The sequence below is a fragment of the Sphingomonas sp. BK069 genome (genome assembly GCF_014193405.1).
Taxonomy (GTDB): Bacteria; Pseudomonadota; Alphaproteobacteria; order Sphingomonadales; family Sphingomonadaceae; genus Sphingomonas.
Genome location: NZ_JACHZH010000001.1, coordinates 613,129 through 638,951 on the forward strand (window position 1 = coordinate 613,129; position 25,823 = coordinate 638,951).

Annotated in this window: 23 protein-coding genes; 14 read left to right on the plus strand and 9 right to left on the minus strand. The window is 70.5% G+C overall.

Annotated features, from left to right (window positions below; translation table 11 throughout):
• Positions 1-4: 4 nt before the first annotated feature.
• From FHY02_RS03120 to FHY02_RS03135, 4 genes are read left to right on the plus strand one after another with little or no spacing between them, the layout of a single operon-like run.
• Positions 5-1,249, plus strand: a complete 1,245-nt coding sequence (locus FHY02_RS03120) for a heavy-metal-associated domain-containing protein (protein WP_183920345.1) — start codon at positions 5-7, stop codon at positions 1,247-1,249.
• Positions 1,246-1,866 (plus strand): HdaA/DnaA family protein, encoded by a 621-nt coding sequence (locus FHY02_RS03125; protein WP_183920347.1) that lies wholly within the window; start codon positions 1,246-1,248, stop codon positions 1,864-1,866. Before FHY02_RS03120 ends, FHY02_RS03125 begins: the two co-directional genes overlap by 4 nt.
• The gene (locus tag FHY02_RS03130; protein ID WP_183920349.1) at positions 1,863-4,043 is read left to right on the plus strand and encodes an RNA degradosome polyphosphate kinase; all 2,181 of its coding nucleotides are present in this window, start codon (positions 1,863-1,865) and stop codon (positions 4,041-4,043) included. Before FHY02_RS03125 ends, FHY02_RS03130 begins: the two co-directional genes overlap by 4 nt.
• A 5-nt stretch (positions 4,044-4,048) precedes the next feature.
• Positions 4,049-5,539 (plus strand): Ppx/GppA family phosphatase, encoded by a 1,491-nt coding sequence (locus tag FHY02_RS03135; protein WP_221198521.1) that lies wholly within the window; start codon positions 4,049-4,051, stop codon positions 5,537-5,539.
• Between the two features lie 170 nt (positions 5,540-5,709).
• On the opposite strand, the gene FHY02_RS03140 is transcribed toward FHY02_RS03135, so the two are convergent.
• Positions 5,710-6,021, minus strand: coding sequence for an I78 family peptidase inhibitor (locus tag FHY02_RS03140; protein WP_311731764.1), 312 nt, complete (start codon positions 6,019-6,021; stop codon positions 5,710-5,712).
• Complete coding sequence (rnd, locus tag FHY02_RS03145) at positions 6,018-7,193, minus strand: ribonuclease D (protein ID WP_183920351.1); 1,176 nt, start codon at positions 7,191-7,193, stop codon at positions 6,018-6,020. Before rnd ends, FHY02_RS03140 begins: the two co-directional genes overlap by 4 nt.
• 173 nt (positions 7,194-7,366) lie before the next feature.
• Between rnd and aspS the strand changes: the two genes are divergently transcribed.
• On the plus strand, positions 7,367-9,190 hold the full coding sequence (gene aspS, locus FHY02_RS03150; RefSeq protein WP_183920353.1) for an aspartate--tRNA ligase: 1,824 nt from the start codon (positions 7,367-7,369) through the stop codon (positions 9,188-9,190).
• A gap of 153 nt (positions 9,191-9,343) precedes the next feature.
• Here aspS and FHY02_RS03155 read toward each other — a convergent pair whose 3' ends face one another.
• On the minus strand, positions 9,344-9,973 hold the full coding sequence (locus FHY02_RS03155) for a carbonic anhydrase (RefSeq protein ID WP_183920355.1): 630 nt from the start codon (positions 9,971-9,973) through the stop codon (positions 9,344-9,346).
• Positions 9,974-10,027: 54 nt separating this feature from the next.
• Here FHY02_RS03155 and lipA point away from each other — a divergent pair, with 54 nt between their 5' ends.
• Together lipA and FHY02_RS03165 are read left to right on the plus strand one after the other, a co-directional pair.
• Positions 10,028-10,948 (plus strand): lipoyl synthase, encoded by a 921-nt coding sequence (lipA, locus tag FHY02_RS03160; RefSeq protein WP_183920357.1) that lies wholly within the window; start codon positions 10,028-10,030, stop codon positions 10,946-10,948.
• A complete protein-coding gene (locus FHY02_RS03165; RefSeq protein WP_183920359.1) occupies positions 10,935-11,429 on the plus strand; it encodes a type II toxin-antitoxin system RatA family toxin in 495 nt (164 codons plus the stop codon). Before lipA ends, FHY02_RS03165 begins: the two co-directional genes overlap by 14 nt.
• On the opposite strand, the gene FHY02_RS03170 is transcribed toward FHY02_RS03165, so the two are convergent.
• Genes FHY02_RS03170 through FHY02_RS03180 form a run of 3 tightly spaced genes read right to left on the minus strand, consistent with a single transcriptional unit; the run spans position 11,357 to position 13,553 of the window.
• On the minus strand, positions 11,357-11,893 hold the full coding sequence (locus FHY02_RS03170) for a CinA family protein (protein WP_183920361.1): 537 nt from the start codon (positions 11,891-11,893) through the stop codon (positions 11,357-11,359). The genes FHY02_RS03165 and FHY02_RS03170 overlap by 73 nt on opposite strands.
• Positions 11,890-12,429, minus strand: a complete 540-nt coding sequence (locus FHY02_RS03175; protein WP_183920363.1) for a hypothetical protein — start codon at positions 12,427-12,429, stop codon at positions 11,890-11,892. The genes FHY02_RS03170 and FHY02_RS03175 overlap by 4 nt, the downstream gene beginning before the upstream one ends.
• Positions 12,426-13,553, minus strand: coding sequence for a bifunctional 2-C-methyl-D-erythritol 4-phosphate cytidylyltransferase/2-C-methyl-D-erythritol 2,4-cyclodiphosphate synthase (locus FHY02_RS03180; protein WP_183920365.1), 1,128 nt, complete (start codon positions 13,551-13,553; stop codon positions 12,426-12,428). Before FHY02_RS03180 ends, FHY02_RS03175 begins: the two co-directional genes overlap by 4 nt.
• Before the next feature lie 81 nt (positions 13,554-13,634).
• Here FHY02_RS03180 and dusB point away from each other — a divergent pair, with 81 nt between their 5' ends.
• From dusB to hflX, 7 genes are all read left to right on the plus strand, one after another.
• Positions 13,635-14,648, plus strand: coding sequence for a tRNA dihydrouridine synthase DusB (gene dusB / locus FHY02_RS03185; RefSeq protein WP_183920367.1), 1,014 nt, complete (start codon positions 13,635-13,637; stop codon positions 14,646-14,648).
• A complete protein-coding gene (locus FHY02_RS03190) occupies positions 14,645-15,706 on the plus strand; it encodes an ATP-binding protein (protein WP_183920369.1) in 1,062 nt (353 codons plus the stop codon). Before dusB ends, FHY02_RS03190 begins: the two co-directional genes overlap by 4 nt.
• A complete protein-coding gene (gene ntrC, locus FHY02_RS03195; RefSeq protein WP_183920371.1) occupies positions 15,703-17,145 on the plus strand; it encodes a nitrogen regulation protein NR(I) in 1,443 nt (480 codons plus the stop codon). Before FHY02_RS03190 ends, ntrC begins: the two co-directional genes overlap by 4 nt.
• Before the next feature lie 52 nt (positions 17,146-17,197).
• On the plus strand, positions 17,198-19,447 hold the full coding sequence (locus FHY02_RS03200; protein WP_183920373.1) for an ATP-binding protein: 2,250 nt from the start codon (positions 17,198-17,200) through the stop codon (positions 19,445-19,447).
• Between the two features lie 6 nt (positions 19,448-19,453).
• Positions 19,454-20,824 carry a sigma-54 dependent transcriptional regulator gene (locus tag FHY02_RS03205; protein WP_183920375.1) on the plus strand — a complete coding sequence of 457 codons (1,371 nt, stop codon included), beginning with the start codon at positions 19,454-19,456 and terminating at the stop codon, positions 20,822-20,824.
• A gap of 91 nt (positions 20,825-20,915) precedes the next feature.
• The gene (hfq, locus tag FHY02_RS03210; RefSeq protein ID WP_311722441.1) at positions 20,916-21,608 is read left to right on the plus strand and encodes an RNA chaperone Hfq; all 693 of its coding nucleotides are present in this window, start codon (positions 20,916-20,918) and stop codon (positions 21,606-21,608) included.
• A gap of 10 nt (positions 21,609-21,618) precedes the next feature.
• A complete protein-coding gene (gene hflX, locus FHY02_RS03215; RefSeq protein ID WP_183920379.1) occupies positions 21,619-22,911 on the plus strand; it encodes a GTPase HflX in 1,293 nt (430 codons plus the stop codon).
• Positions 22,912-23,067: 156 nt separating this feature from the next.
• Here the strand turns inward: hflX and mazG are convergent, their stop codons facing one another.
• The 3 genes from mazG to FHY02_RS03230 form a co-directional block, all read right to left on the minus strand.
• Positions 23,068-23,826: a nucleoside triphosphate pyrophosphohydrolase gene (mazG, locus tag FHY02_RS03220; RefSeq protein WP_183920381.1), complete on the minus strand. Its 759-nt coding sequence runs from the start codon at positions 23,824-23,826 to the stop codon at positions 23,068-23,070.
• Between the two features lie 38 nt (positions 23,827-23,864).
• Positions 23,865-24,329, minus strand: a complete 465-nt coding sequence (locus FHY02_RS03225) for a VOC family protein (RefSeq protein WP_183920383.1) — start codon at positions 24,327-24,329, stop codon at positions 23,865-23,867.
• Positions 24,330-24,442: 113 nt separating this feature from the next.
• Positions 24,443-25,777: an amidohydrolase gene (locus FHY02_RS03230; RefSeq protein WP_183920385.1), complete on the minus strand. Its 1,335-nt coding sequence runs from the start codon at positions 25,775-25,777 to the stop codon at positions 24,443-24,445.
• Positions 25,778-25,823: the final 46 nt, after the last annotated feature.

Here is a 25,823-nt window from a genome sequence, read left to right on the forward strand (position 1 = left end):
CGACATGCGACGCCTCCCCGCCATCATCGCCGCCGTGGCCGCGAGCGCGCTCGGCGCCGCCGCGGTCGTCGCGCAGATCGAGGGCGGCGACCGCGGCGTCGCCGCCGTGGACAGCTCGGACGATTTCGAGGTCAGCGGCGTGCGCGTCGACGTCTCGGGACCCAACGCCGAGGCGGCGCGGCTCGCCGGCTGGCGCGAGGCGCAGCGAAAGGGCTTCACCCAGCTCGCGCAGCGGCTCGGCGCGGGCGAGCGGACGCTGCCTGACGGCGCGCTCGACTCGATCGTGTCGAGCATCGTCGTCGAGCAGGAGCAGATCGGACCCAACCGCTATATCGCGCGGCTCGGCCTGCTGTTCGATCGCGCGCGCACCGCCGCGCTGCTCGGCGTGTCGGCCTATGTCGAGCGTTCGCCGCCCTTCGTCGTCGTGCCGGTGCAATGGGCGACCGGGGTCGGCACCGCGTTCGAGCAGCGTACGCTGTGGCAGGAAGCATGGGCGCGCTTCCGCACCGGCGGCAGCACGATCGACTATGTCCGGCCGAGCGGCACGGGGCCCGACCCGCTGCTGCTCAACGTCGGCGAGACGCAGCGCCCCGACCGCGGCTGGTGGCGCGCCGTGCTCGACCAATATGGCGCCAGCGACGTGCTGATGCCGACCGCGCGGCTGACGCGGCAGTGGCCGGGCGGCCCGGTGGTGGGCAGTTTCGAGGCGCGCTACGGACCCGATCATCGCCTGCTGCGTGGCTTCACGCTGCGCGTCGGCAGCGCGCGCGGCATCCCGGCGCTGCTCGACGAGGCGGTGAGGCGACTCGACTCGATCTACCAGGAGGCGTTGCGCGGCGGCGCGCTCGACCCGGACAGCGGCCTCAACCCGATCATGCCGGAGGCGACGCCGACGCCGATCGATCTCACCGACGCCTTCGCCGACCTCACCGCGCCGACGGCGATCACCAGCAGCATCACGGTGCAGTTCGACACGCCTGACGCGGGCGCGGTGACCGGCACCGAGGGCGCGCTGCGCGGCGTGCCCGGCGTAAGCTCGGCGGCGACGACCAGCCTCGCGCTCGGCGGCGTTTCGCTGATGGCGGTGAGCTACGCGGGCACGCCCGAGGCCTTCCGCGCGGCGATGGAGGCGCGCGGCTGGCAGGTGTTCGGCACCGGCACGACGCTGCGGATCCGGCGCGCGCCGCCTGGCGCCACGCCCGCGGCGCCCGCTCCTGCCGCGGCGCCGCCGCGCGGTCCGGCGGGATGAGCCAGTTCGCGCTGCCGCTGGCGTTGCCCATCGACGCGCGCGACGCCGAGTTCCTCGTCACCGACTCCAACGCGGCCGCGGTGCGGCTGCTCGATCACTGGGCCACCTGGCCGGTGCGCACCGCGATCATCGCCGGCCCGCCGCGCTCGGGGCGCACGCTGCTGGGGCAGATCTTCGCGGCGCGCTCGGATGGGAACCTCATCGACGATGCCGAGACCCGCGACGAGGAGGCGCTGTTCCACGCCTGGAACCGGGCGCAGGATGAACGCCGCCCCTTGCTGCTGCTCGCCGCGGCACTGCCGCCGGACTGGGCGATCGCGCTGCCCGACCTGCGCACGCGCCTCGCCGCCAGCCCGGCGGCGACGATCGGCGCGCCCGACGACGCGCTGGTGCGCGCGCTGATCGAGCGTGGCTTCGCGCGCCGTCACCTCGACGCGCGGCCCGAGTTGATCGCCTGGCTCGCCGCCCGGGTCGAGCGGAGTCATGCCGCTGTCATCGATGCTATAGAGAGACTGGACCGCGCCGCATTGGCGGGTCGGCGCCGACTGTCGATCCCGCTGGCGCGCGAAACCCTCCAGCCCGACGCGGCGTTCACCGCGCAGAGCGACCAGTCATGACCCGACCCACCACCATCGCCCGCATCGACGCCGAGGACGTGCTCGACGATCCGTTCGTTGATCGCGACGGCGGGCGCTACTTCAACCGTGAGCTGTCGTGGCTGTCGTTCAACCGTCGCGTGCTCGACGAGGCCTGCAACCGCGCGCATCCGCTGCTCGAGCGCCTCCGCTTCCTCGCCATCTCGGGCGCCAACCTCGACGAATTCTTCATGGTGCGCGTCGCCGGACTGAAGGGGCAGCAGCTCCAGGACGTCGAGGCGCGCTCGGCCGACGGGCTCACCCCTGGCCAGCAACTCGCCGCGATCGTCGAAGAGGCCGACTCGCTGATGGCGAGCCAGCAGGCTGTGTGGAGCGACATCCGCGCCGAGCTCGCGGAGGCCGGTATATCGGTGCTCGGCAGCCACGCGCTCGCCACCGCGCTCGACGCCGAGCAGCATGCCTGGCTCCAGACGCATTTCCACGAGCAGCTTTTCCCGGTGATCACGCCGCAGGCGCTCGACCCGGCGCACCCGTTCCCGTTCCTTCCCAATCGCGGCATGGCGGTGATGTTCGACCTGGTGCGCCGCTCGGACCAGGAGCCGATCCGCGAGCTGGTCATGCTGCCGCCGGGCATGCCGCGCTTCGTCCGCGTGCCGGGCGAGGGCGCGCGCTACGTCGCCACCGAGTCGATCCTCAAGCGCTTCGCGCCCGCGCTCTTCCCCGGCTACGACGTGCTCGGCGCGGCGGAGTTCCGGCTGCTGCGCGACAGCGATATCGAGATCGAGGAGGAGGCCGAGGACCTCGTTCGCTACTTCGCCAACGCGATCAAGCGCCGGCGCCGCGGCCGCGTGATCCGTCTTGAGCTGGAGACCGGCATGCCCGACACGCTCGCCGCGGTGCTGCGCGACGAGCTCGGCGGCGCGGACGCGATCGTCACCGAGACCGGGTCGTTTCTCGGCATCGGCGACCTGTCGTTGCTCGCCGACGAGGATCGGCCCGACCTCAAGTTCGTCCCGTTCGCGCCGCGCTTCCCCGAGCGAATCCGCGAGTTCGGCGGCGACTGTTTCGCCGCGATCCGCTCGAAGGACATCGTCGTCCACCACCCGTACGAGACGTTCGACGTGGTGCTGGCCTTCCTCAAGCAGGCGGCGAACGACCCGGACGTGGTCGCGATCAAGCAGACGCTGTACCGCGCGGGCAAGCAGTCGGCGGTGATCAGCGCGCTGATCGCGGCGGCCGAGGCGGGCAAGTCGGTCACCGCGGTGGTGGAGCTGAAGGCACGCTTCGACGAGGAGCAGAACCTGCAATGGGCCAGTGCGCTGGAGCGCGCCGGCGTGCAGGTGGTCTACGGCTTCATCGACTGGAAGACGCACGCCAAGGTGGCGATGGTGGTGCGGCGCGAGAACGGCAAGTTCCGCACCTACTGCCATTTCGGCACCGGCAACTACCATCCGGTGACCGCGCGGATCTACACCGACCTCAGCTTCTTCACCGCCGACCCGCGGGTAGGGCGCGACGCGGCACGGCTGTTCAACTACATTACCGGCTATGTCGAGCCGGGGGACATGGAGAAGGTCGTGCTCAGCCCGCGTAGCCTGCGCGAGCGGCTGATGCAGGACATCGACCGCGAGATCGCGCATGCGCGCGCCGGCCGCCCGGCCGCGGTCTGGGCCAAGATGAACTCGCTGGTCGATCCCACGATCATCGAGAAGCTCTACGAGGCGAGCAACGCCGGGGTGGAGATCGACCTGATCGTCCGGGGCATCTGCTGCCTGAAGCCGCGCGTGCCCGGCATGTCCGAGAACATCCGCGTCAAGTCGGTGGTCGGCCGCTTTCTCGAGCACAGCCGCATCGCCGCCTTCGGCAACGGCGCCGCGCTGCCCAACGACGATGCGCTGGTCTATATCTCGTCCGCGGACTGGATGCCGCGCAACTTCGATCGCCGTGTCGAGTATCTGCTGCCGATCGATAATGAGACGGTGCATGATCAGGTGCTCGACCAAGTGATGGTTGCTAACCTCATCGACAATGAGCAGAGCTGGGAACTCCAGTCCGACGGCAGCTACGTGCGCGTCGAACCGGGGGACAAGCCGTTCAACCTCCACCGCTATTTCATGGTGAATCCGTCGCTGTCGGGGCGCGGGGCGGCGCTCGACGGTGACGAGGTGCCGGTGCTGTCGCTGAGGCGGCGGCGTTGAGACTGTTGCCGTCGCGCCGGGTGCGGCGCACGCCGGCAGGCGGAGGCGACGAGCCGCCACGCACCGCGATCATCGACATCGGCTCCAACTCGATCCGCCTCGTGGTCTATCAGGGGCCGCCGCGGCTGCCCTCGATCCTGTTCAACGAGAAGGTCCTCGCCGGCCTCGGGCGCAGCCTGGCCCAGTCGGGCGCGATCGACGCGCAGGCGATGGCGACCGCGCGCACCGCGCTCCAGCGCTTCGCCGGGCTGGCGCGCGAGATGGAGGTCACTCGGCTGCGCACCGTGGCGACCGCGGCGGTGCGTGACGCGGCGAACGGCGACGAACTGATCGCGGTCGCCGAGGCGGCGGGCCTCACTGTCGAGACGCTCCCCGGCGAGAAGGAGGCGGAGGCGGCGGGTCTGGGTGTGCTGTCGGGAATCCCCGATGCTGACGGGATCGTCGGCGACCTGGGCGGCGGCAGCCTCGAGCTGGTCCGCGTGCGCGGCGGCGCGCTGCACGAGCGCGCCTCCTTCCCGCTCGGGGTGCTAAGGATCGGTGCGCTGCGCGGGACGGGGCAGCTCGACAAGAAAGTCGGAGCGCTGCTCGCGGCGGGCGGCTGGAGCGGGGCCGGGCGCGACGTGCCGCTGTACCTGGTGGGCGGCTCGTGGCGCGCGCTGGCGCGGCTGGACATGGTCGTGACCCATTATCCACTTCCCGTCATCCACCAATATGCCATGTCGGCGGATACGGTCGCGCGGCTGCGGCGCACGCTGGCGCACGTCAACAAGGCGCGGTTGCGTGAGATACCCGGCATCTCGGGCGGTCGCGTGCCGACGCTCAGCGACGCCGCCGCGCTGCTCGCCGCGGTGCTGCGGCATCTCGGCAGCACGCGGACGATCGTCTCGGCCTATGGACTGCGCGAGGGGCTGCTCTACGACGAGCTCAGCGCCGAGGAACGCGCGCTCGATCCCTTGGTGGTGGCGACGCGCGACGAGGGGCGGGTGAGCGGCCGCTTTCCCGAGCATGGCGATCTGCTCGATGCCTGGATCGCGCCGCTGTTCGCGGATGAGGACGCGGGGGACGCGCGACTGCGCACCGCCGCCTGCCATCTCGCCGACGTCGGCTGGCGCGCCAACCCCGACTTTCGTGCCGAGCGCGGGCTGGAGATCGCGCTCCACGGCAATTGGGTCGGGATCGATGCGCGCGGCCGCGCGATGCTGGGCCAGGCGCTGTGGACCGGCATGGGCGGCACCGTCACGCCGCCGCCGCCGCTGACCTTGCTCGCGGACGAGCCGTCGTTGAAGCGCGCGGCGGCATGGGGGACGGCGATGCGGCTGGGGCAACGCCTCAGCGGGGGCGTAGCGGGGCCGCTGGCGCGCTCCTCGCTGCGGGTCGAGGCGGGGGCGCTGGTGGTAACGCTGCCGGGCGATGACGCCGCACTGTACGGCGAGACGGTGCAGAAGCGGCACAAGGCGCTCGCGCAGGCGCTGGGATTGCAGCCGCGGCTGGGGTGAGGGGCATGGACGCGCGCCTCTCCCGCCTTACTCCCGCCGTCATCCCGGACTTGGTCCGGGATCCATTGTTCCGCGCGTTGCGTGGCCGCGGGGTATACGGACGGGTGGATCCCGGACCAAGTCCGGGATGACGGCAGTTGGGGGGGCGGCGAGCCCTCCGCCCTCAGTCTTCAACCGCAGCTCAGCTTGATGATCGTCCCCCGCGCGTCGGTCTCCACGTTCAGCCGATCGGCGCGATAGTCCATCGTCAGCGCGTCGCCGCTGGCGAAGCGCCGCACCGTACGTGCGCCGCTCAGTCGCTGCGCTTCCGCCAAAGAGACATCCGCCGCGCGCCCGACCAGCGCCGCCGCGGCGCCGGCGTCGCAGCGCGTGCCCGGTGTCTCAGCGCCCGCAGCAGGCGCCACAGCGGCCGGCGCCGCCATCTGAGGCGCACAGCCCGCCAGCGTGACCAGCACGCAGCACGCGATCGCGACGCGCCTCACGCCGCCGCCTCCGTCCGCGTCATCTTGAGCTTGCCGCCCTGCACCGCGAAGCCGAGCCGCCCTTCGACCAGGTCGAGCGCGTCGTGACCGAACTGGTCGTAGCGCCACCCCTGCAGGATCTGCAGCCCGTTGCGCTGCCCCGCCGCCAGCGCCTCGAGCTCGTCGCCGCGCGCGAGCAGCCGCGGCGCGACGTCGATGTCGCGCGCGCGAATTTTGAGCAGCAGCTTGAGCAGGTCCGCCACCAGCGCGCCCTCGCGCCCGAGCCCGGGCTTGCGGTCCTCGCGCGGCGGCAGCTCCGCCTCGGGCAGCGGCCCGGCCGATTCGATCGCCGCCATCAGCCGCGCGCCGATGTCGTTGCCCGCCCAAGTCTGCGACAGGCCGCGCACCTTGGCGAGATCGACCTGCTTGCGCGGCGGGTGGCTGGCGAGGTCGGCGATCGTCTCGTCCTTGACGATGCGGCCGCGCGGCAGGTCCTTGGCCTGCGCCTCGAGCTCGCGCCAGCGCGCGATCGCCTTGAGCCGGCCGAGCACCTCGGGCTTGCGGCTCGACACGCGGACGCGCTTCCACGCCACGTCGGGGTCGTTGGCGTAATTGGCGGGGTCGGCGAGCCGCTCCATCTCCTGGTCGAGCCACGCGCCGCGGCCGGTCTTGCGCAGCCGCTCCAGCATCTTGGGGAAGATCGCGGCGAGATGCGTCACGTCGCCGATGGCATATTCGATCTGGCGCGCGTCGAGGGGGCGGCGCGCCCAGTCGGTGAAGCGCGCGCCCTTGTCGACCGATATGCCGAGCCAGCTGTCGACGAGGTTGGAATAGCCGATCTGCTCACCCTGGCCGAGCGCCATCGCCGCCACCTGCGTGTCGAACAACGGGTGCGGAGTCTTGCCGGTGAGATTGTAGATGATCTCGATGTCCTGCCCGCCGGCGTGGAAGACCTTGAGCACGTCCTCATTGTCGACCAGCAGCGAGAGCAAGGGGGCGAGGTCGATGCCCGGCGCCATCGGATCGATCGCGGCGGCTTCCTCGGTGTCGGCGATCTGGATCAGGCAGAGCTCCGGATAGTAGGTGCTCTCGCGCATGAACTCGGTGTCGACCATCACATACGGCGCCTCGCTGAGGCGGGTGCAGAGATTGGCCAGCGTCGCGCTGTCGGTGATCAGGGGGTGAACGTGCATAAGCGCCTGCCCATAGCCGGGCAGGCGCGGGTTGACAAAGAGGGTAATGACGCGAGAGGGCGGCGACCATCCGACAACCGCCGTCGCGGCGCGTCGAAGGCCGCCGTGCCGTCGCTTCCCGCGGCGCCGGCGCCCGGAGCGAAGCGCGGCGCCGTAGCCAGAGTTTCCGCCCCATGCACGCCTATCGCTCCCACACCTGCGCCGCGCTGACCGCCGACGACGCGGGCCAGACCGTCCGCCTCTCGGGCTGGGTGCATCGCAAGCGCGACCATGGCGGCGTGCTCTTCGTCGACCTGCGCGACCATTATGGCGTCACCCAGATCGTCGCCGACAGCGACTCGCCCGCGCTCGCGCTGCTCGAGAGTGTGCGCGTCGAGTCGGTGGTGACGATCGATGGCGAGGTGAAGCGCCGCAGCGAGGCAACGGTGAACGGCGCGCTCGCGACCGGCGAGATCGAGGTGTACGCGCGCGCCGCGACGGTGCAGAGCGCCGCGGCCGAGCTGCCGATGCCCGTCTTCGGCGACGCCGAGTATCCGGAGGAGATCCGGCTGCGGAACCGCTACCTCGACCTGCGCCGCGACAAGCTCCACGCCAACATCATGCTGCGCTCGAGCGTGATCGCCTCGATCCGGCGCCGCATGGTGGACCAGGGCTTTACCGAGTTCCAGACGCCGATCCTGACGGCCTCGTCGCCCGAGGGCGCGCGCGATTATCTGGTGCCGAGCCGTGTTCACCCCGGCAAGTTCTACGCGCTGCCGCAGGCGCCGCAGATGTTCAAGCAGCTGCTGATGGTGGCGGGCTTCGACCGCTATTTCCAGATCGCGCCGTGCTTCCGCGACGAGGACGCGCGCGCCGATCGCAGCCCGGGCGAGTTCTACCAGCTCGACTTCGAAATGAGCTTCGTCACGCAGGACGACGTCTTCGCCGCGATCGAGCCGGTGCTGCACGGCGTGTTCGAGGAGTTCGCGAACTGGCAGGGCAAGGGTCGGACCGTCTCGGCGCTGCCGTTCCGCCGCATCCCGTACCGCGAGTCGATGCTCAAGTACGGCAACGACAAGCCCGACCTGCGCAATCCGCTGATCATCAGCGACGTCGGCGAGCAGTTCGTCGGCTCGGGCTTCGGTCGCTTCGCGTCGATCGTCGAGGCGGGCGACGTGGTGCGCGCGATCCCGGCGCCCAACACCGCCGACAAGAGCCGCAAGTTCTTCGACGACATGAACGCCTGGGCGCAGGCCGAGGGCTATGCCGGGCTCGGCTACGCCACCCGCAAGGCGGGCGAGTGGGGCGGCCCGATCGCCAAAAATCACGGCGAGGAGAAGATGAACGCGCTCGCCGACGCGCTTGGGCTCGGGCCGGACGACGGGCTGTTCTTCGCCGCGGGCAAGGAAGCGCAGGCGGCCAAGCTCGCCGGGCTGGCGCGCACCCGCGTCGCCGACCAGCTCGGGCTGATCGACACGTCACGCTTCGAGTTCTGCTGGATCGTCGATTTCCCGATGTTCGAGTATGACGAGGACAACAAGAAGGTCGACTTCAGCCACAATCCCTTCTCGATGCCGCAGGGCGAGCTGGATGCGCTGGAGACCAAGGACCCGCTCGATATCCTGGCCTATCAGTATGATATCGTCTGCAACGGCATCGAGCTGTCGTCGGGCGCGATCCGGAACCATCGTCCGGACATCATGTACAAGGCGTTCGAGATCGCGGGCTATTCCAGAGCCGATGTCGACACCAACTTCGCCGGCATGATCAACGCCTTTAAGTTCGGCGCGCCGCCGCACGGCGGGTCGGCGCCGGGGATCGATCGGATCGTGATGCTGCTCGCCGACGAGCCCAACATCCGCGAGGTGATCGTCTTCCCGATGACGCAAAAGGCCGAGGACCTGATGATGGGGGCGCCCAGCTTCGTCTCGGCCAAGCAGCTCAAGGAGCTGAACATCAAGGTCACCGCCGAGCTGCCGAAGGACAAGGACGCGCTGGTGGCGCCCGCGGCGGGGTGAGGGCGTTCAGCTAGACATGTTCCCCGGCGAAGGCCGGGGCCCAGTTGGGCTGGCCGTGGTGAGTTCCATTTACGGCCCCCGACTGGACCCCGGCCTCCGCCGGGGAACAGAAGAGGGTGGAGGTGCCCGCTCCCGCGATCACCCCCGACCCGATCACGCCGGCTCGAAGTGGCCGTCCTCCTGCAACACGCGCAGCTTGCCGTCGGCAATCGCGAAGACCGCGCCGTGCAGCCGCAGCTTGCCCGCCTCGACCCGCTCCTGCACGAACGGGAAGGTCATCAGGTTCGCGAGCGAGACCTTGACGCCCTCCTGCTCGAGCGCGGTCTGGCCCTCAGGCCCCTGGCCGTGCTCGTGGATCACCTTCTCGCGCGCGTCGTCGAGCAGGTCGATCCACGCCGCGACGAAGCCGCCATGGCCCGGCTCGGCCTGCTTGAGGTCGCCGGACAGCGCCGCCTTGACGCCGCCGCACGCGCCGTGGCCGAGCACCAGCACCTCCTCGACCTGGAGCACGGTGACCGCGAACTCGAGCGCGGCCGAGACGCCGTGGCGCCCGCCGCCGGTCTCGAACGGCGGCACCAGCGCGGCGACGTTGCGCACCACGAACACCTCGCCCGGGCGGCTGCCGAAGATCGTGGCGGGATCGACCCGGCTGTCCGAGCAGGCGATCACCATTACCTTGGGCGACTGGCCGCTGGCCAGCTCGGTCCAGCGCTCGCGCTCCTCCAGCCACTCGTTGCCGCGAAAGCGATAGTAGCCCTCGACCATATCGTTAAACTTGCTCATTCGTCAGTTACCCTTCCGTTGTTTCGGGGACTGCCAGCCGCTATCTGCGACGGCATGAACGAGATGACTCCGCTTCCGGCTCCAGCACGCCAGCGCAAGCCCGACTGGATTCGCGTCAAGGCGCCCACCAGCGAGGGCTTCGCCGCCACGCGCGCGCTGATGCGCTCGAAGAGCCTCACCACCGTGTGCGAGGAGGCCGCCTGCCCGAACATCGGGGAGTGCTGGACCAAGAAGCACGCGACCGTGATGATCCTGGGCGACACCTGCACGCGCGCCTGCGCCTTCTGCAACGTCAAGACGGGCATGCCGCGCGCGGTCGACCCGATGGAGCCGCAGAACGTCGCCGACGCCGCCGCGCAGATGGGCCTGGAGCATATCGTCGTCACCTCCGTCGACCGCGACGACCTGCCCGATGGCGGCGCGCGGCAGTTCGTACGGGTGATCGAGGCGATCCGTCGCACCAACCCGACGACGACGATCGAGATCCTCACACCCGATTTCCGCAACAAGCACGAAGCCGCGGTGGAGGCCATCGTCGCGGCGCGCCCAGACGTGTATAATCACAATCTGGAAACCGTGCCGCGGCTGTACCCGACGATCCGGCCCGGCGCGCGCTATTACGCGTCGATCCGGCTGCTGGAGAGCGTCAAGAAGCTCGATCCGTCGATCTTCACCAAGTCGGGCATCATGCTCGGGCTCGGCGAGGAGCGGCTCGAGGTCCACCAGGTGATGGACGACATGCGCTCGGCCGACATCGATTTCCTGACGATGGGCCAGTATCTCCAGCCGACCCCGCGCCATGCCAAGGTGGCCGAGTTCGTGCCCCCCAAGGCATTCGACGCCTATGCCGCGATCGCGCGCGCCAAGGGATTCCTGCTGGTGGCGTCGTCGCCACTGACGCGGTCGAGCTATCACGCGGGGGACGACTTTGCGAAGATGCGGGCAGCGCGCGAGGCGAAGCTTGCCCAAGCATAGCGAGACCCGCCGGCTGCCCTACAGCCCCGAGCAGATGTTCGACCTGGTCGCGGACGTGCGCCGCTACCCCGAGTTCCTGCCCTGGGTCACTGCGATGCGCGTGCGCCGCGACGGCGATAGCGAGACGCTTGCGGACATGATCGTCGGCTTCAAGGGGCTGCGCGAGACCTTCACCTCGAAGGTGGCCAAGGCGCGGCCGGACACGATCCGCGTCGAATATGTCGACGGGCCGTTGAAGTACCTCCACAACGACTGGCGCTTCCGTCCCGACGGCGAGGGCGGCTCGCTGGTCGACTTCACCGTCGACTTCGCCTTCAAGAACCGCATGTTCGAGATGCTCGCCGGGCAGGTGTTCGGCGTTGCGCTACGCAAGATGATCGGCGCCTTCGAGGAGCGCGCGCGCGCGCTCTACGGCGACTCGGTCGCGGGCTCCTCGTCGGGCTCAGGCAGCAGCAGTTCCAGCGCGCACAGCGCCGCCTGAAGCCGCACCCCGGCGCGGCCGAGGTCGCCGAAGAAGCGCTTGTCGGCGACCACGTTGGCGGGGTCACCCGCGCGCTCGGCGCGCGCGAACACGACCGTGCCGACCGGCTTCTTCTCGGTCCCGCCGCCCGGCCCTGCGACGCCGGTGATCGCTACGGCGACGTCCGCTGCGGACTGCGCCAGCGCGCCCTGCGCCATGCTCCACGCCACCGCGATCGAGACCGCGCCGAAGGTGTCGAGCACGTCGCCGCTCACCCGCAGCTGGCGCTGCTTTGCCTCGTTGGAATAGGTGATGAAGCCCGCGTCGAAGACGTCGGACGAGCCCGCGATCTCGGTCAGCGCGGCGGAGACGAGCCCACCGGTGCAGCTCTCCGCCACCGCGACGCGACGCCCGGCAGCGCGATTGGCCTCGATCACGCGGCGCGCCGCGTCGACCAGTTGCTGGGGGAGCACGTCGTCGCTCACCGTCCGGTCACCGCGGCGCAGACCGGCAGGTCGGGGATGGCGTCGCGCTTGCCCTTGTTCTTCTCGCCCTTGAGATATTGCAGCGTCGCGACGACGATGCCCGCGGTGTTGCGCGCCGGCAGCGGCTCGAGCAGCGTCACGAGCCGGTCGAGCGTCCCGCAGTCGCCGGGCTGGATCCGCCCGGTGATCTGCGGCGCGAGAAGCGAGGTCAGCATTGGGCGCGCATAGTCGCTCAGCAGCAGCAGTTCCACCGCCGGGTCGCTGAGCTTCGCGATCGCGGTGCGCGCCGCTGGCCAGGCGCGGTCGGCCTCGCGATCATACTTCGCGAGCAGGGCGCTGTCCGACTTCCGAAGCAGGCTGGAGGCGGGCAGCGCGGCACAGACGCGGCCAGCGTCGCGGATGATCTCGGGCAGGGCGACCAGCGCGATCGACTCGGCGTCGGTGCTCGACAGGCAGCGGTCCTGCGCGGCGGCGGGAGGCGCGGCGAGAAGCGCGACGCCGGCCAGTGCCGCGGCGAGCGAGGGGAGGCGGTTCATGCGTCCAGTCCGCCCGGCAGCGTCACGGTGGCGACCGCTTGCGCGGCGATCCCCTCGCCACGTCCGGTGAAGCCGAGTCGCTCGGTAGTGGTCGCTTTCACGCTGACTCGATCGGTCGACAGCCCGAGAAGTTCCGCGATCCGCGCCTGCATTGCAGCGCGATGCGGGCCGATCTTGGGCGCTTCGCACATCAACGTGAGGTCGACGAAGGTGACGCAACCCCCGCGCGCCTCGACCAGCGAGCGCGCGTGCGCGAGAAACTGTCCCGATTCGGCACCGCGCCATCGCGGGTCGCTTGGAGGAAAATGCGTGCCGATGTCGCCCGCCGCGATCGTGCCGAGAACTGCGTCGGTGATGGCGTGGAGCGCGACGTCGGCGTCGCTGTGGCCGGAGAGACCTTGGTGGTGCGGGATGAGCACGCCGCCCAGCCACAGCTCTTCGCCGTTCTCGAGCCGGTGAACGTCGAAGCCGCTCGCCGAGCGGGTTTCCGTGCCGACGCGCGCCGCCGCGGCGGCGAAATCGGCGGGGTAGGTGATCTTGTCGAGCATCATGTCCCCTTCGACCTGCGCCACGCTCAGCCCGAGCGCGCGCACCATCTGCGCGTCGTCGGTCGCCGCGCCGCCATCCCACTCCGCATGCGCGCGCACCAGTGTGGCGGCGTCGAACGCTTGCGGCGTCTGCACGCGCGCGAGCGTCTCCCGCGCTACCGTAGCACCGTCCGCCGCTACCAAGGTATCGGCGACGGGCAGCACCGGGATCGCGCCCGGTGCGTCGGCCAGCGCGGCGAGCAGCCGGTCGACGACCGCATGGGGCACGAACGGCCGCGCCGCGTCATGCACCAGCACGCGCGTCGCGCCCGCGGCAGCGTCGAGCCCCGCGCGCGCCGAGTCGCGCCGCTCGATGCCGCCGATCGCCCATTCGGCGCCGGGCACCGCCGCCGCGAGCAGCGCCTGCTGCCCCGCGCCGATCACGACGATCACGCGGTCGATCGCGGGGTGCGCCGACAGCGCGGCATGGCTCCACGCGATCATCGGCCGACCCGCGACGAGTGCATATTGCTTGGGCGCGGCGCTGCCGCTGCGCGAGCCGCTGCCGGCGGCGACGATGAGGGCGACCGTGGTCATGGCGGCGCGCCCTAGCCGCTCCGCGCCGAGCTTGCCAGAGCGGTGCGCGTCGACTACCTGCCCATTTTTCGAGCAGCAGCGATGAATCAGCCTCTTCCCTCCCGGCTCACGCCGATCCGCATCGGTGAGGTGAGCGTCGACCAGCCGGTCGTGCTCGCGCCGATGACCGGTGTCTCCGACCAGCCGTTCCGTACCTTGGTGCGGCGCTACGGGTCGGGGCTCAACGTCACCGAGATGATCGCGAGCCAGGCGGCGATCCGCGAGACGCGCCAGTCTCTGCAGAAGGCGATGTGGCACGTCTCGGAGGAGCCGGTGTCGATGCAGCTGGTCGGCTGCACCCCGCACGAGATGGGCGAGGCGGCGCGACTGGCGCGCGACAAGGGTGCCGCGATCATCGACATCAACATGGGCTGTCCGGTGCGCAAGGTCACGAACGGCGACGCCGGCTCGGCGCTGATGCGCGACCTCGGGCTCGCCGCGGCGATCGTCAAGGAAGTGGTGCGCGCGGTCGACGCACCGGTGACGCTCAAGATGCGGATGGGCTGGTGCCACGACAGCCTCAACGCGCCCGAGCTGGCGCGCATCGCGGAGGACCTCGGCGTCCGCATGGTCACGGTCCACGGCCGCACCCGCAACCAGATGTACAAGGGCAACGCCGACTGGGGCTTCGTCCGCTCGGTCAAGGAGGCCGTCTCGATCCCCGTGATCGTCAACGGCGACATCTGCGGGATCGACGACGCCGAGACCGCGCTGGCCCAGTCGGGCGCGGACGGCGTGATGATCGGCCGCGGTGCCTATGGGCGGCCATGGCTGCTCGGCCAATTGATGCACTGGTTCGCCACCGGCGAGCGCCGGCCCGACCCGACGCTTGACGAGCAATATGCAGTGATCTCAGAGCATTATGAGATGATGCTGAGCCACTACGGCATCGTCACCGGCGTCAACATGGCGCGCAAGCACATCGGCTGGTACACCAAGGGGATCCACGGCTCGGCTGAGTTCCGCAACGCGGTGAACCAGGAGCCCGATCCCGAGCGGGTCAAGACGATGCTCGCCGACTTCTACGCGCCGCACCGGATGCGGGACGCCGCGTGAGATCGACGCAGCGCGGGCCGAGCGAGGCCGAGCTGCTCGCCGCGCTGCCGGTCGCGGTGCTGGTGGTCGATCCCGAAGATCGCGTCGAGCGCGCCAACGCCGAGGCGGAAACGCTGCTCAACCTCTCCGAGCGAGCGATGCGCGGCCAGACCGTCGCCGAGCTGCTCGGCGCCGCCGACGCCGAGACACGGCGCACCAATCATGCCTTCGCCGCCTTCGATATCGAGGTGGAGACGCGCGGCGGTGCCCGCGTCCGCGTCGACCTGGTCGAGGCGGCAGTCATTGACCAGCCCGGCTGGCGCACGATCACGCTCCACCACGCCGCCGCCTCGCGCCGGCTGGGCGTGTCGAGCGATCGCGCCGCGGCGGCGCGCGCCGCCGTCGGGGCGGCGGCGATGCTGGCGCATGAGATCAAGAACCCGCTGTCGAGCATCCGCGGCGCGGCGCAGCTGATTGCCGATGGCGCGGCGCCCGACGAGCTCACCGGGCTCGTCATTACCGAGGTCGACCGCATCGCCGCGCTGATCGACCATATGGAGGATTTCACTGATACCCGGCCGCGCGAGGTGGCGCCGCTCAACATCTACCCGCTGCTGGCGCATGCGCGGGGAGTCGCGCTGGCGGGCTTCGCGCGCGATCTCCCGATCGAGGAGCGCTACGATCCGTCGCTGCCGCCGGTGCTCGGCAACCGCGACGCGCTGCTCCAGGTGGTGCTCAACCTGCTGAAGAACGCCGCCGCGGCGCTGGGCGAGCGCGGCGAGCGGCGGATCACGCTCACCACCGCTTATCGCCACGGCATCACCGTGGCGACCGGCAAGGGGCGCGAGCGCGTCGCGCTGCCGATCGAGCTGTGCGTGATCGACACCGGGCCGGGCGCGCCCGATGACATCGCCGACCATCTCTTCGACCCGTTCGTCTCCGGGCGACCCGAGGGCAAGGGGCTGGGGCTGGCTTTGGTCGACAAGCTGGTCCGCGACATGGGCGGGATCGTGCAATATGCGCGCGAGGGCCAGCCGCAGCATACCGTCTTCCGCCTGCTGCTGCCGCGCGCCGCGTGATCGCCGGCAAGGTCCTGATCGTCGACGACGACGACGCGGTGCGCACCGTGGTGGCGCACGCGCTGCGTCGTGCCGGTCACACGGTGCGTACCGCCGCCAGCTTGGCCGACATGGCGCGCGAACTGCGCACCCACCCGCCCGACGTGCTGGTGACCGACGTGGTGCTGCCCGACGGGGACGGCATCGACCATGCCGGCCGGCTCGCGAGCGAGCGCCCCGACATGCCGGTGATCGTGCTCTCCGCGCGCAACACACTGACCACTGCCGTGCGCGCCACTGAGGCGGGCGCCTACGACTATCTCCCCAAGCCGTTCGACCTCGACACGCTGACCCGCACCATCGCGGCGGCGCTCAAGCGCGGGGGCGCGGCGACGGAGGATCGTGCCGTTGAGGAGGAGCAGCTGCCGCTGATCGGTCGCTCGCCCGCGATGCAGGACGTGTACCGCGTCATCGCGCGCGTGATCTCGAACGATCTGACCGTGCTGGTCTCGGGTGAGTCGGGCACGGGCAAGGAGCTGGTCGCGCGCGCGATTCACGATCTCGGCGGGCGCCGTGCCGCGCCGTTCGTCCCGATCAACATGGCGGCGATCCCGCGCGAGCTGATCGAGGCCGAGCTGTTCGGGCACGAGCGCGGCGCCTTCACCGGGGCAACGCAGCGGAGCGCGGGGCGGTTCGAGCAGGCTGCGGGCGGCACACTCTTCCTCGACGAGATCGGCGACATGCCGATCGAGGCACAGACGCGGCTGCTGCGCGTGCTCCAGTCGGGTGAGTTCACCACGGTGGGCGGCGCGCGCACGATCCGCGCCGACGTCCGCATCGTCGCCGCCACCAACCGTGACCTGCAGCAGGCGGTCGCGGGCGGGCAGTTCCGCGAGGACCTCTATTACCGCCTCAACGTCGTGCCGGTCGCGCTGCCCGCGCTGCGCGAGCGCCGCGGCGACATCGCCGAGCTGGCGCGCCATTTCCTCGACCGCGCGGCCGAGGCGGGGCTGCCGCGCAAGACGCTCGCCGCCGAGGCGGTCGCCGCGCTGGAGGCGCATGACTGGCCCGGCAACGTCCGCGAGCTCGAGAACCTCATGCGCCGCCTCGCCGCGCTGTCGCGCGACGACCGGATCGGCGCGGCCGAGGTGACGGCGACGATTGGCGCCGTTCCCACGTCGGTCGAGGCGCTGCCCGATCCCGGCATCGAGGCGGCGGTGCGCGCGATGATCGAGCGGTTGGCGCGCGAGGAGCCGCGGGCGCTCGACGACGGCTCGCTCTACGATCGCGTGATCGGCGCGGTGGAGCGGCCCTTGATCGCGGCGATGCTGGCACGCCACGGCGGCAACCAGCTGCGCGCCGCCCGCGCCATCGGGCTCAACCGCAACACGCTGCGCAAGCGGCTCGACGCACTCGCGATCAGCCCGGGCGCGCGGGCGGCGGGATCGGACGAGCCATAAGTTTCCGAAATATGTGTTCTCTGTGCAACACCGATGTTGTAGCGGGGGAGCGATGATCGCGGGAGTCACTCCCTCCTCTTCTACCACGTCGTCCGCCCGCCGGCGGCCGACGGTGACGCCGGCGCTGGAGCTAGCGGTGCTCGCGGTGGCGGTCGCGATCGGCGTCGGCAGCTATTTTTCGGTGCGCAGCGAGGGCGGCACCGCCGCGCTGATCGAGCCGCCGGTGGTCGCGCTGCTGCTCGTCGCCAACCTGGTCGCCGGGATCGCGCTGATGATCCTGCTGGGGCGGCGGATCGCGCTCAATCGCGCCGCCCGCTCGCCGGTCGGCGGGGAGGGGCGGCTGCATGTCCGGCTGGTGCTGCTCTTCTCGTTGGTCGCGGCGGTGCCCGCGCTGCTGGTGACGATCTTCGCGTCGCTGCTTTTCCAGTATGGTGTCCAGTTCTGGTACTCGGACCGCGCCCGCGGCATGTTCGAGAACGCCGCCTCGGTGGCGCAGGAGAGCTACCGGAACGAGTCGGACCGCGTCGGCCGCGAGACGATGACGATGGCGGGCGACCTCGCCGACTATCTCCGCGCCGACCCGATCGAGAGCAAGCGCTTCGCCGCGGGACTGGCTTACCAGCTGTACCTCCGCAACCTGTCCGAGGCGCTGATTGTCCAGCGCGGGCAGGACGGCGAGCTGCGCACCCGCGCGCTGGTCAACCCGTATGACCGTCAGCTCGAGCGGGTCGTCACCGCGCCGATGATCGACCAGATCGAGGGCGGCGCCGCTTCGGTGGTGGTGCGCTCGGGCGACCGCGTCGGCGTGCTGACGCGGCTCGACTACCAGCCGCACACCTATCTCTACTCGGCGCGCGTCTTCGACCCGCAGCTCGCCAACCAGCTCAACCGCGGCGGCGCGGTGCTCGCCGACTATCGCCAGCTGATCGCGCGCGCGCGCTCGCTCCAGCTCCAGTTCAACGCCGCGCTGCTGATCGTCTCGCTACTGATCGTCGGCGTCGCGGTGTGGATCGCGCTGGCGGTGGCGGACCGGCTGGTCCGCCCGGTCGGCGAGCTGGTCGACGCCGCGCGCCGCGTCGAGGGCGGCGATCTCGCGGCGCGCGTGCCCGAGACGCCCGCGCGCGACGAGGTCGGCACGCTCGCCAACGCCTTCAACAGCATGACGGCGCGGCTCGAGACGCAGAACACCGCGCTGGTGACCGCCAACACCCAGCTGGAGAACCGCCGCGCGCTGATCGAGGCAGTGATGTCGGGCGTGTCGGCGGGGGTGATCTCGATCGACTCGCAGGATCGCACGATCCGGCTGGTCAACAGCTCGGCGCAGACTTTGCTGGGGCTCGACGCGCCACCGGTCGGCCGCGTGCTGCGCGCGGTGGCGCCCGAGCTCGACGCGATGCTCGACCAGGGCGCGCGCGAGTCCAACGTCCAGCACAATGTCCAGGGCGAGATGCGCACCTTCGCGGCGCGGATCGCGCGCGACGGCACCGGGCCGATCATCACCTTCGACGACATCACCCAGCAGCTGACCGACCAGCGCCGCGCCGCCTGGGCCGACGTGGCGCGCCGCATCGCGCACGAGATCAAGAACCCGCTCACCCCGATCCAGCTCGCGGCCGAGCGCCTGCAGCGCCGCTACGGGAGCAAGATCGAGGCGGGCGACACCACCTTCGCGCGGCTGACCGACACGATCGTCCGTCAGGTCGGCGACCTGCGCCGCATGGTCGATGAATTCTCCTCGTTCGCGCGCATGCCCAAGCCCGTGTTCCGCGAGGAAGCGCTGGTCGACATCGCGCGCCAGACGATGTTCCTCCACGAGGTCGCGCATCCCGGCATCCGCTTCGTGCTCGATCACGACGAGCCCGCGCCGACGTTGGTGTGCGACCGGCGCCAGATCGGCCAGGCGCTCACCAATATCGTCAAGAACGCGGTCGAGGCGGTCGAGGCCGCCGACGTCAGCGAGGGCGCGGTGACGATGACGTTGCGAGAGGGTGAGGGCCGCGTCGTGATCGAGGTGGCGGACACCGGCGTCGGCCTGCCGCTCGAGCGCGACCGCATCGTCGAGCCCTACATGACGACGCGCGCGCGCGGCACCGGGCTGGGGCTCGCGATCGTCAAGAAGATCGTGGAGGAGCATTTTGGCACAATGACCTTCGCCGACCGTGCCGGCGGCGGCACCGTGGTGACCTTGTCGTTCGACGCGGCGCTGCTGGCCCCGCTCGCCGCCGAGGACTCCCTTCCGCCCGGCGCGGGCTCCACCGACGACGATCGCACGATCGCCGCTTTGACCAGGAATCGGATCTAGACAGCTATGGCGATCGACATCCTCGTCGTGGACGACGAACTCGACATCCGCGAACTCGTGGCCGGCGTGCTCGAGGACGAGGGCTATGAGACCCGCATGGCGGGCGACAGCGACGCCGCGCTGGAGGCGATCGCGACGCGCCGCCCCAGCCTTGTGCTGCTCGACGTGTGGCTGCAGGGCTCGCGGCTCGATGGGCTCGACCTGCTCGAGGAGATCAAGCGGCGCGATCCCTCGATCCCGGTGCTGGTGATCTCGGGCCACGGCACGCTCGACACGGCAGTCGCGGCGATCCGCAAGGGCGCCGCCGACTTCATCGAGAAGCCGTTCCAGGCCGAGCGATTGCTGCTGATGGTCGAGCGCGCGACCGAGACCGAGCGGCTGCGCGCCGAGGTGGCGAGCCTGCGCGCAGCGTCCGGGCGCGGCACCGACCTCACCGGCAGCTCCACCGCGGTCAACGCGGTGCGCGCCACGCTCAAGCGCGTGGCCGGGACCGGCAGCCGTGTGCTGATCGTCGGTCCCGCGGGGGTGGGCAAGGAGGTGGCGGCGCGGCTGCTACACGGCTGGAGCCAGCGCGCTCACGCCAATTTCGTCATCGTCAGCACCGCGGGCATGAGCCCCGACCGGGTCGAGGAGGAATTGTTCGGGGTGGAGGAGGGGGGCGACCTCGTCCGAACCGGGCTGCTCGAACAGGCGCACGGCGGGACGCTGTTCCTCGACGAGATCGCGGACATGCCGCAGGCGACCCAGGCGCGCATCCTGCGCGTGCTGACCGACCAGAGCTTCACCCGCGTCGGCGGCACGCGCGTGGTCAAGGTCGACGTCCGCGTCGTCTCCGCCACCGCGCGCGACCTCTCGCTGGAGATCGCCGAGGGCCGCTTCCGCGAGGACCTTTATTATCGCCTCAACGTGGTGCCGGTGACGATCCCACCCCTGGCCGAGCGGCGCGAGGACATTCCCGCGCTGGTAGAGCATTTCGTCGCGCATTATGCCGCCGAGCGCCGCGTGCCCGTCCCCGAGATCGCCACAGACGCGCTCGTGGCGCTCCAGTCCTACGACTGGCCCGGCAACGTGCGCGAGCTGCGCAACGTGGTGGAACGCACCATCATCCTCGCCCCCGGCGATCGGATCGGCCGCATCGACCTCGACCTGCTCCCCGCCGAGGTGCTCGGCGGCCATGACGCCGGCCCGGGCGCGACCGCGATCATGGGGGCACCGCTGCGCGAGGCGCGCGAGACCTTCGAGCGCGAGTATCTGCGCGTTCAGATCCGGCGCTTCTCAGGCAATATCTCGCGCACGGCGAGCTTCATCGGGATGGAGCGTTCGGCGCTGCATCGCAAGCTGAAGCTGCTGGGGATTACCGAGACGCGGGAGGAATAGGTAGTCACGGCCTCAACTCAGCCCGAGCCGTTCTTGCTGAGGGAAGGCTGAGCTCGTCGAAGCCTCGTCTCGAAGCACCGCCACGGCGGATGTGGCTGCACTTCGAGACGGCACTTCGACTCCGCTCAGCGCCTCCTCAGCGCGAACGGGAGCAAGACTGGCGCGCGTCGTCACTCCACCTAGACGCGCCCTTGCCGGAACCCTATTTTACGCCCGCCGCTTACAGCGCGATACGTCCGACGCCGGCAACGGCGCACCTCGCGGGGAACCTCCCGCCAAGAACAAGGACCCTTCAATGGCCGACAAGCAGACCTCGCTCCAGGACCTGTTCCTCAACGCGCTGCGCAAGTCCAAGACCCCCGTCACGATGTTCCTCGTCAAGGGGGTCAAGCTCCAGGGCATCGTCACCTGGTTCGACAATTTCTCGGTGCTGCTGCGGCGCGACGGCCAGTCGCAGCTGATCTACAAGCACGCCATCTCCACCATCATGCCCGCCGGCCCGATTGACGTGGCCGGCATCGTCGGCCAGCTCGGCGAGAGCGGCAAGAAGCAGCTGTTGCAGGACATCTTCCTCTCCGCGGTACGCAAGTCGGAGGACCCGGTGACGATGTTCCTCGTCAACGGCGTGATGCTGCAGGGCGCGATCGCGGGCTTCGACCTGTTCTGCATGCTGCTCCAGCGCGACGGCATGTCGCAGCTCGTCTACAAGCACGCGGTCTCGACGATCCAGCCGTCGCGCCCGCTCAACCTGGCCGAGGAGCAGGCCGCGGGCGAGGACGAGTGAGGAAGCGCGCATGAGCGGCGGCTTCGAGCGCGATCGCGACGAATTCTCCCGCGGGGCGCGGGCGATCGTGGTCTATCCCGACCTGGGCGGCTCGTCGCGCGACGCCGAGGCGCGGCTGGAGGAGACCGCCGGGCTCGCCGAGGCGATCGGCGTGGTCGTCGCCGACCGGGTCGCGCTGCGCATCCGCACCCCGCGCGCGGCGACGCTGATGGGCGCCGGCCAGATCGAGGAGCTCGCCGCGCGCGCGCGGATGGAGGAGGCGGGGCTGGTCGTGGTCGACGGCAGCCTCACCCCGATCCAGCAGCGCAACCTCGAGACCGCGCTCGAGACCAAGGTGATCGACCGCACCGGGCTGATCCTCGAGATCTTCGGCGAGCGCGCCGCGACCGCCGAAGGCCGGCTCCAGGTCGAGCTCGCGCACCTCGATTATCAGTCGGGGCGGCTGGTGCGCAGCTGGACCCACCTTGAGCGCCAGCGCGGCGGCTTCGGCTTCCTCGGCGGCCCGGGCGAGACCCAGATCGAGGCCGATCGCCGCCTGATCCGCGATCGGATGGCACGGCTTCGACGCGAGTTGGAGCAGGTGACCCGGACGCGCGGACTTCACCGCGAGCGGCGCCAGCGCGCGCCCTGGCCCGTGATCGCTTTGGTCGGCTACACCAACGCGGGCAAGTCGACGCTGTTTAACCGGCTCACCGGCGCGCACGTGATGGCGGAGGACCTGCTCTTCGCCACGCTCGACCCGACGTTGCGCCAGATCAGCCTGCCCGGCATCGACAAGGCGATCCTCTCGGACACGGTGGGCTTCGTCTCGGAGCTGCCGACCCAATTGGTCGCGGCGTTCAAGGCGACGCTGGAGGAGGTGGTCTCGGCCGACCTGCTGATCCATGTGCGGGATGTCGCGCACCCCGACACCGCGGCGCAGAAAGCGGACGTGGAGGGCGTGCTCGCCGATGTCGGCGTGAGCGAGACGACCCCGCGGATCGAGGCATGGAACAAGCTTGACCTGCTCCACGGCGAGGCGCGCACCGAGCTGCTCGACGAGGCGGCGCGACGGGACGACGTGGTGGCCTTGTCGGCGCTGACCGGGGAGGGGGTGGAGGAACTGATCCGCCACGTCGCCGACCTGCTCACCCAGGGCCACCAGCGCTACGCCATCGCGCTCGACGCAGGTGACGGTGCGGGAGCGGCATGGCTCCACGCCAACGGCGAGGTGCTCGACCAGCATGTCGAGGGCGACCGCGTGCGCTACGAGGTGCGGATGGCGCCCGCGGTGCATGAGCGTTTCCTGTCGCGGCAGGGGTGAGGGGTTCGCTGCGCGGCCGTGCTTCGAGACGGCACTTCGACAAGCTCAGCGCCTCCTCAGCACCAACGGTGCCGCGTAAAGGGAACGGGTGTAACCATTCGCGCTGAGGAGAGGCTGAGCCTAGCGAAGCCTCGTCTCCAAGCACTGTCCTGCCTCTTACCCCGCCTTCGCTCGCTGCCACAGCGCCTCTTTCTCCTCCAGCGGCAATGCCGCGAAGCCCGCGCCGCCTGCCGCCTCGATCGTGCGGAAGCGGCGCTCGAACTTGGCGTTGGCCGCGCGCAGCGCCTGCTCCGGGTCGACCCCGAGATGCCGCGCCCAGTTCACAACCGCGAACAGCAGGTCGCCGATCTCCTCAACGCGCTCGGCCTGATCGCGCGCCGCCGCTACCTCGGCGAGCTCCTCGTCGACCTTGGCGCGCGATCCGCTTGCGTCAGGCCAGTCGAAGCCAGTGCGTGCCGCCCGCTTCTGCAATTTCTCGGCGCGGATGAGCGCGGGCAGTGCCACCGCGACGCCGTCGAGTGCCCCGGCCGCGCCCTTGTCCGCGCGCTCGGCCGCCTTGACCTCTTCCCAGAGATGGTGGCCGCCCTCGGCCCGGTCGCCGAAGATATGCGGGTGGCGGCGCTCCATCTTGTCGCTGATCGCGGCGGCGACATCGGCCAGCGCGAAGGCGCCATCCTCCTCGGCGATGCGGCTGTGGAAGACCACTTGCAGCAGCAGGTCGCCGAGTTCGTCGCGCAGCTCGTCGATCGCGCCGCGCTCGATCGCCTCGGCGACCTCATAGGCCTCCTCAATCGTGTAGGGCGCGATCGTCGCGAAGGTCTGTGCGCGGTCCCACTCACAGCCGCCCGGGCCGCGCAGGCGCGCCATGATCGCCACCAACCGATCGATCTCGGCGCTCGTTCGCTGCTCGCTCATGCGGACGCGCTAGCAGCGCGCGGTGCGCAGGGCCAGCGTCAGCGCGGCGGGCCGTCGGCGGCATCGTTGACCTCGATCCAATAGCCGTCCGGGTCCTGGGTGAAGATCTGGCGGACGCCGTCGGTGCGCGTGCGCTTGATCTCGCCCTCCTTGCCGGCATAGTCGGTCCACGTGCGGCCCGTCTTCTTCAGATAGGCGATCACGGGATCAAGGTCCTTCACCTTCAGCGCGAAGTGGATGATCCGCGGGGGTGGGGTGAACGGCACCTTGATCGCCTGGATATGCAGCTCGACGCCGTTGCCCAGCCGCATCCAACGCGGACCGCCCGGCGCGGCGTCGAGCGCGGCCGGTATCTCGCTCAGCCCGAACGCCTCCTTGTAATAAGCGACGCTGCGCGCCTGATCGGTGACGTTGATCGCGACATGGTTCATCGTCGCCTGTGCCATCGCCGCGACCGGCATCAGCCCGGCCACCGAGACGAGCGCTGCCAGGGAAAAACGCATCATCCTCTCCTCGCCGGTCCTCTAACGTGCTTGCCCGCTCGCGGCAGGCCGGAGCCATTGGCGCCGCGGCGAGCTCGGCCGGGCTCCCGCGTCCGCAGGAGCCCGCGATCCATTCAGCCCGCGCTCGGCTGGCCCGGCTTGAGCAGCTCGAGCACCGCTGCCGTCATCGCGGTGGCGCCGGTGGTCACCACCGCGCGCGGGTCGACCTTGAACAAGGGCGAGTGATGCGACGGCACCGGCGGTCCGCCGTTGGCGGCGGCGTCGAACGCCGCCTGTTGCGTCCCCCCGACAGCGAAGTAGTAGCCTTTCACGCCGAGCTCGGGCTGGACGAAGGCGGCGAAATCCTCCGCGCCCATGCCCTTCTGCTGGAACGGGATCACCTTGTCGGGGCCGAGCGTCGCCGCCATCACGCCGTTGAGCCGGCGCGCCAGCGCGGCGTCGTTGATCGTCGTCGGCGTTCCCTCAATGACCTTCACCACCGGCATCTTGTCGGCCGGCATGCCGTTGAGCTCGCCGATACCCCGCGCGACCCGCTCGATCCCGGCCAGCAGCTGCTTGCGCGTGGCCTCGTCGTTGGCGCGGACGGTGACCTGCAGCTTGGCCTCGTCCGAGATGATGTTGTGCTTGAGCCCGGCGTGAAAGCTGCCGACGGTGATCACGCCGGGGCGGAGCGGCTGGCGCTCGCGGCTGATCAGCCCCTGCAAGGCGATGACGAGCTGGCTCGCCATATAGACCGGGTCCTTGCCGGTGTGCGGGCTGGCGCCGTGCGCGCCGATCCCGGGAACAGTGATGTCGACGCTGTCGGACGAGCTGTACTGGATGTCCTCCGACGCCGAGACGGTGCCGGCCAGGCCCTCCGAGTTGGAGTGATAGGCCAGCGCATATTGCGGCTTGGGGAAGCGGGTGTAGAGCCCGTCACGCAGCATCGCCGCGGCGCCGCCGACGCGCTCCTCGGCGGGCTGGACGATGAAGACGATCGTGCCCGCCCAGCGGTCCTTGAGCGCGGCGAGCCGACGCGCGGTGGCGAGCAGGCCGACGATATGCGTGTCGTGCCCGCAGGCGTGCATCACCGGCGCCTCGACGCCGTCGACGCCGACCTGGCGCGCTTTGCTGGCGTTCGGCAGCCCCGACTTCTCCTCGACCGGCAGCCCGTCCATGTCGGCGCGGACCAGCACCACCGGCCCGGCCCCGTTGCGCAGCACGCCGACCACGCCGGTGCCGCCGACCTTCTCGGTCACCTGCATTCCCGCGACCGCGCGCAGCGCCGCCGCCATCTTGGCCGCGGTGCGCACTTCCTTGAACGACAGCTCGGGATTGCGGTGGAAGTCGTCCCACATCGCGCCGAGTGTCTTGTCATAGTCGGCGCCGATCGCCGCGGCATCATCGGGCGCGGCGAGCGCGGGCGTGGCGACGAGCGACAGCGCGGTCGCGGCAAGCAGGTAGCGCATGTGAATTCCCCTTCGCGCCCAGCGTAGCGGCGGCGCGGTGCGACGC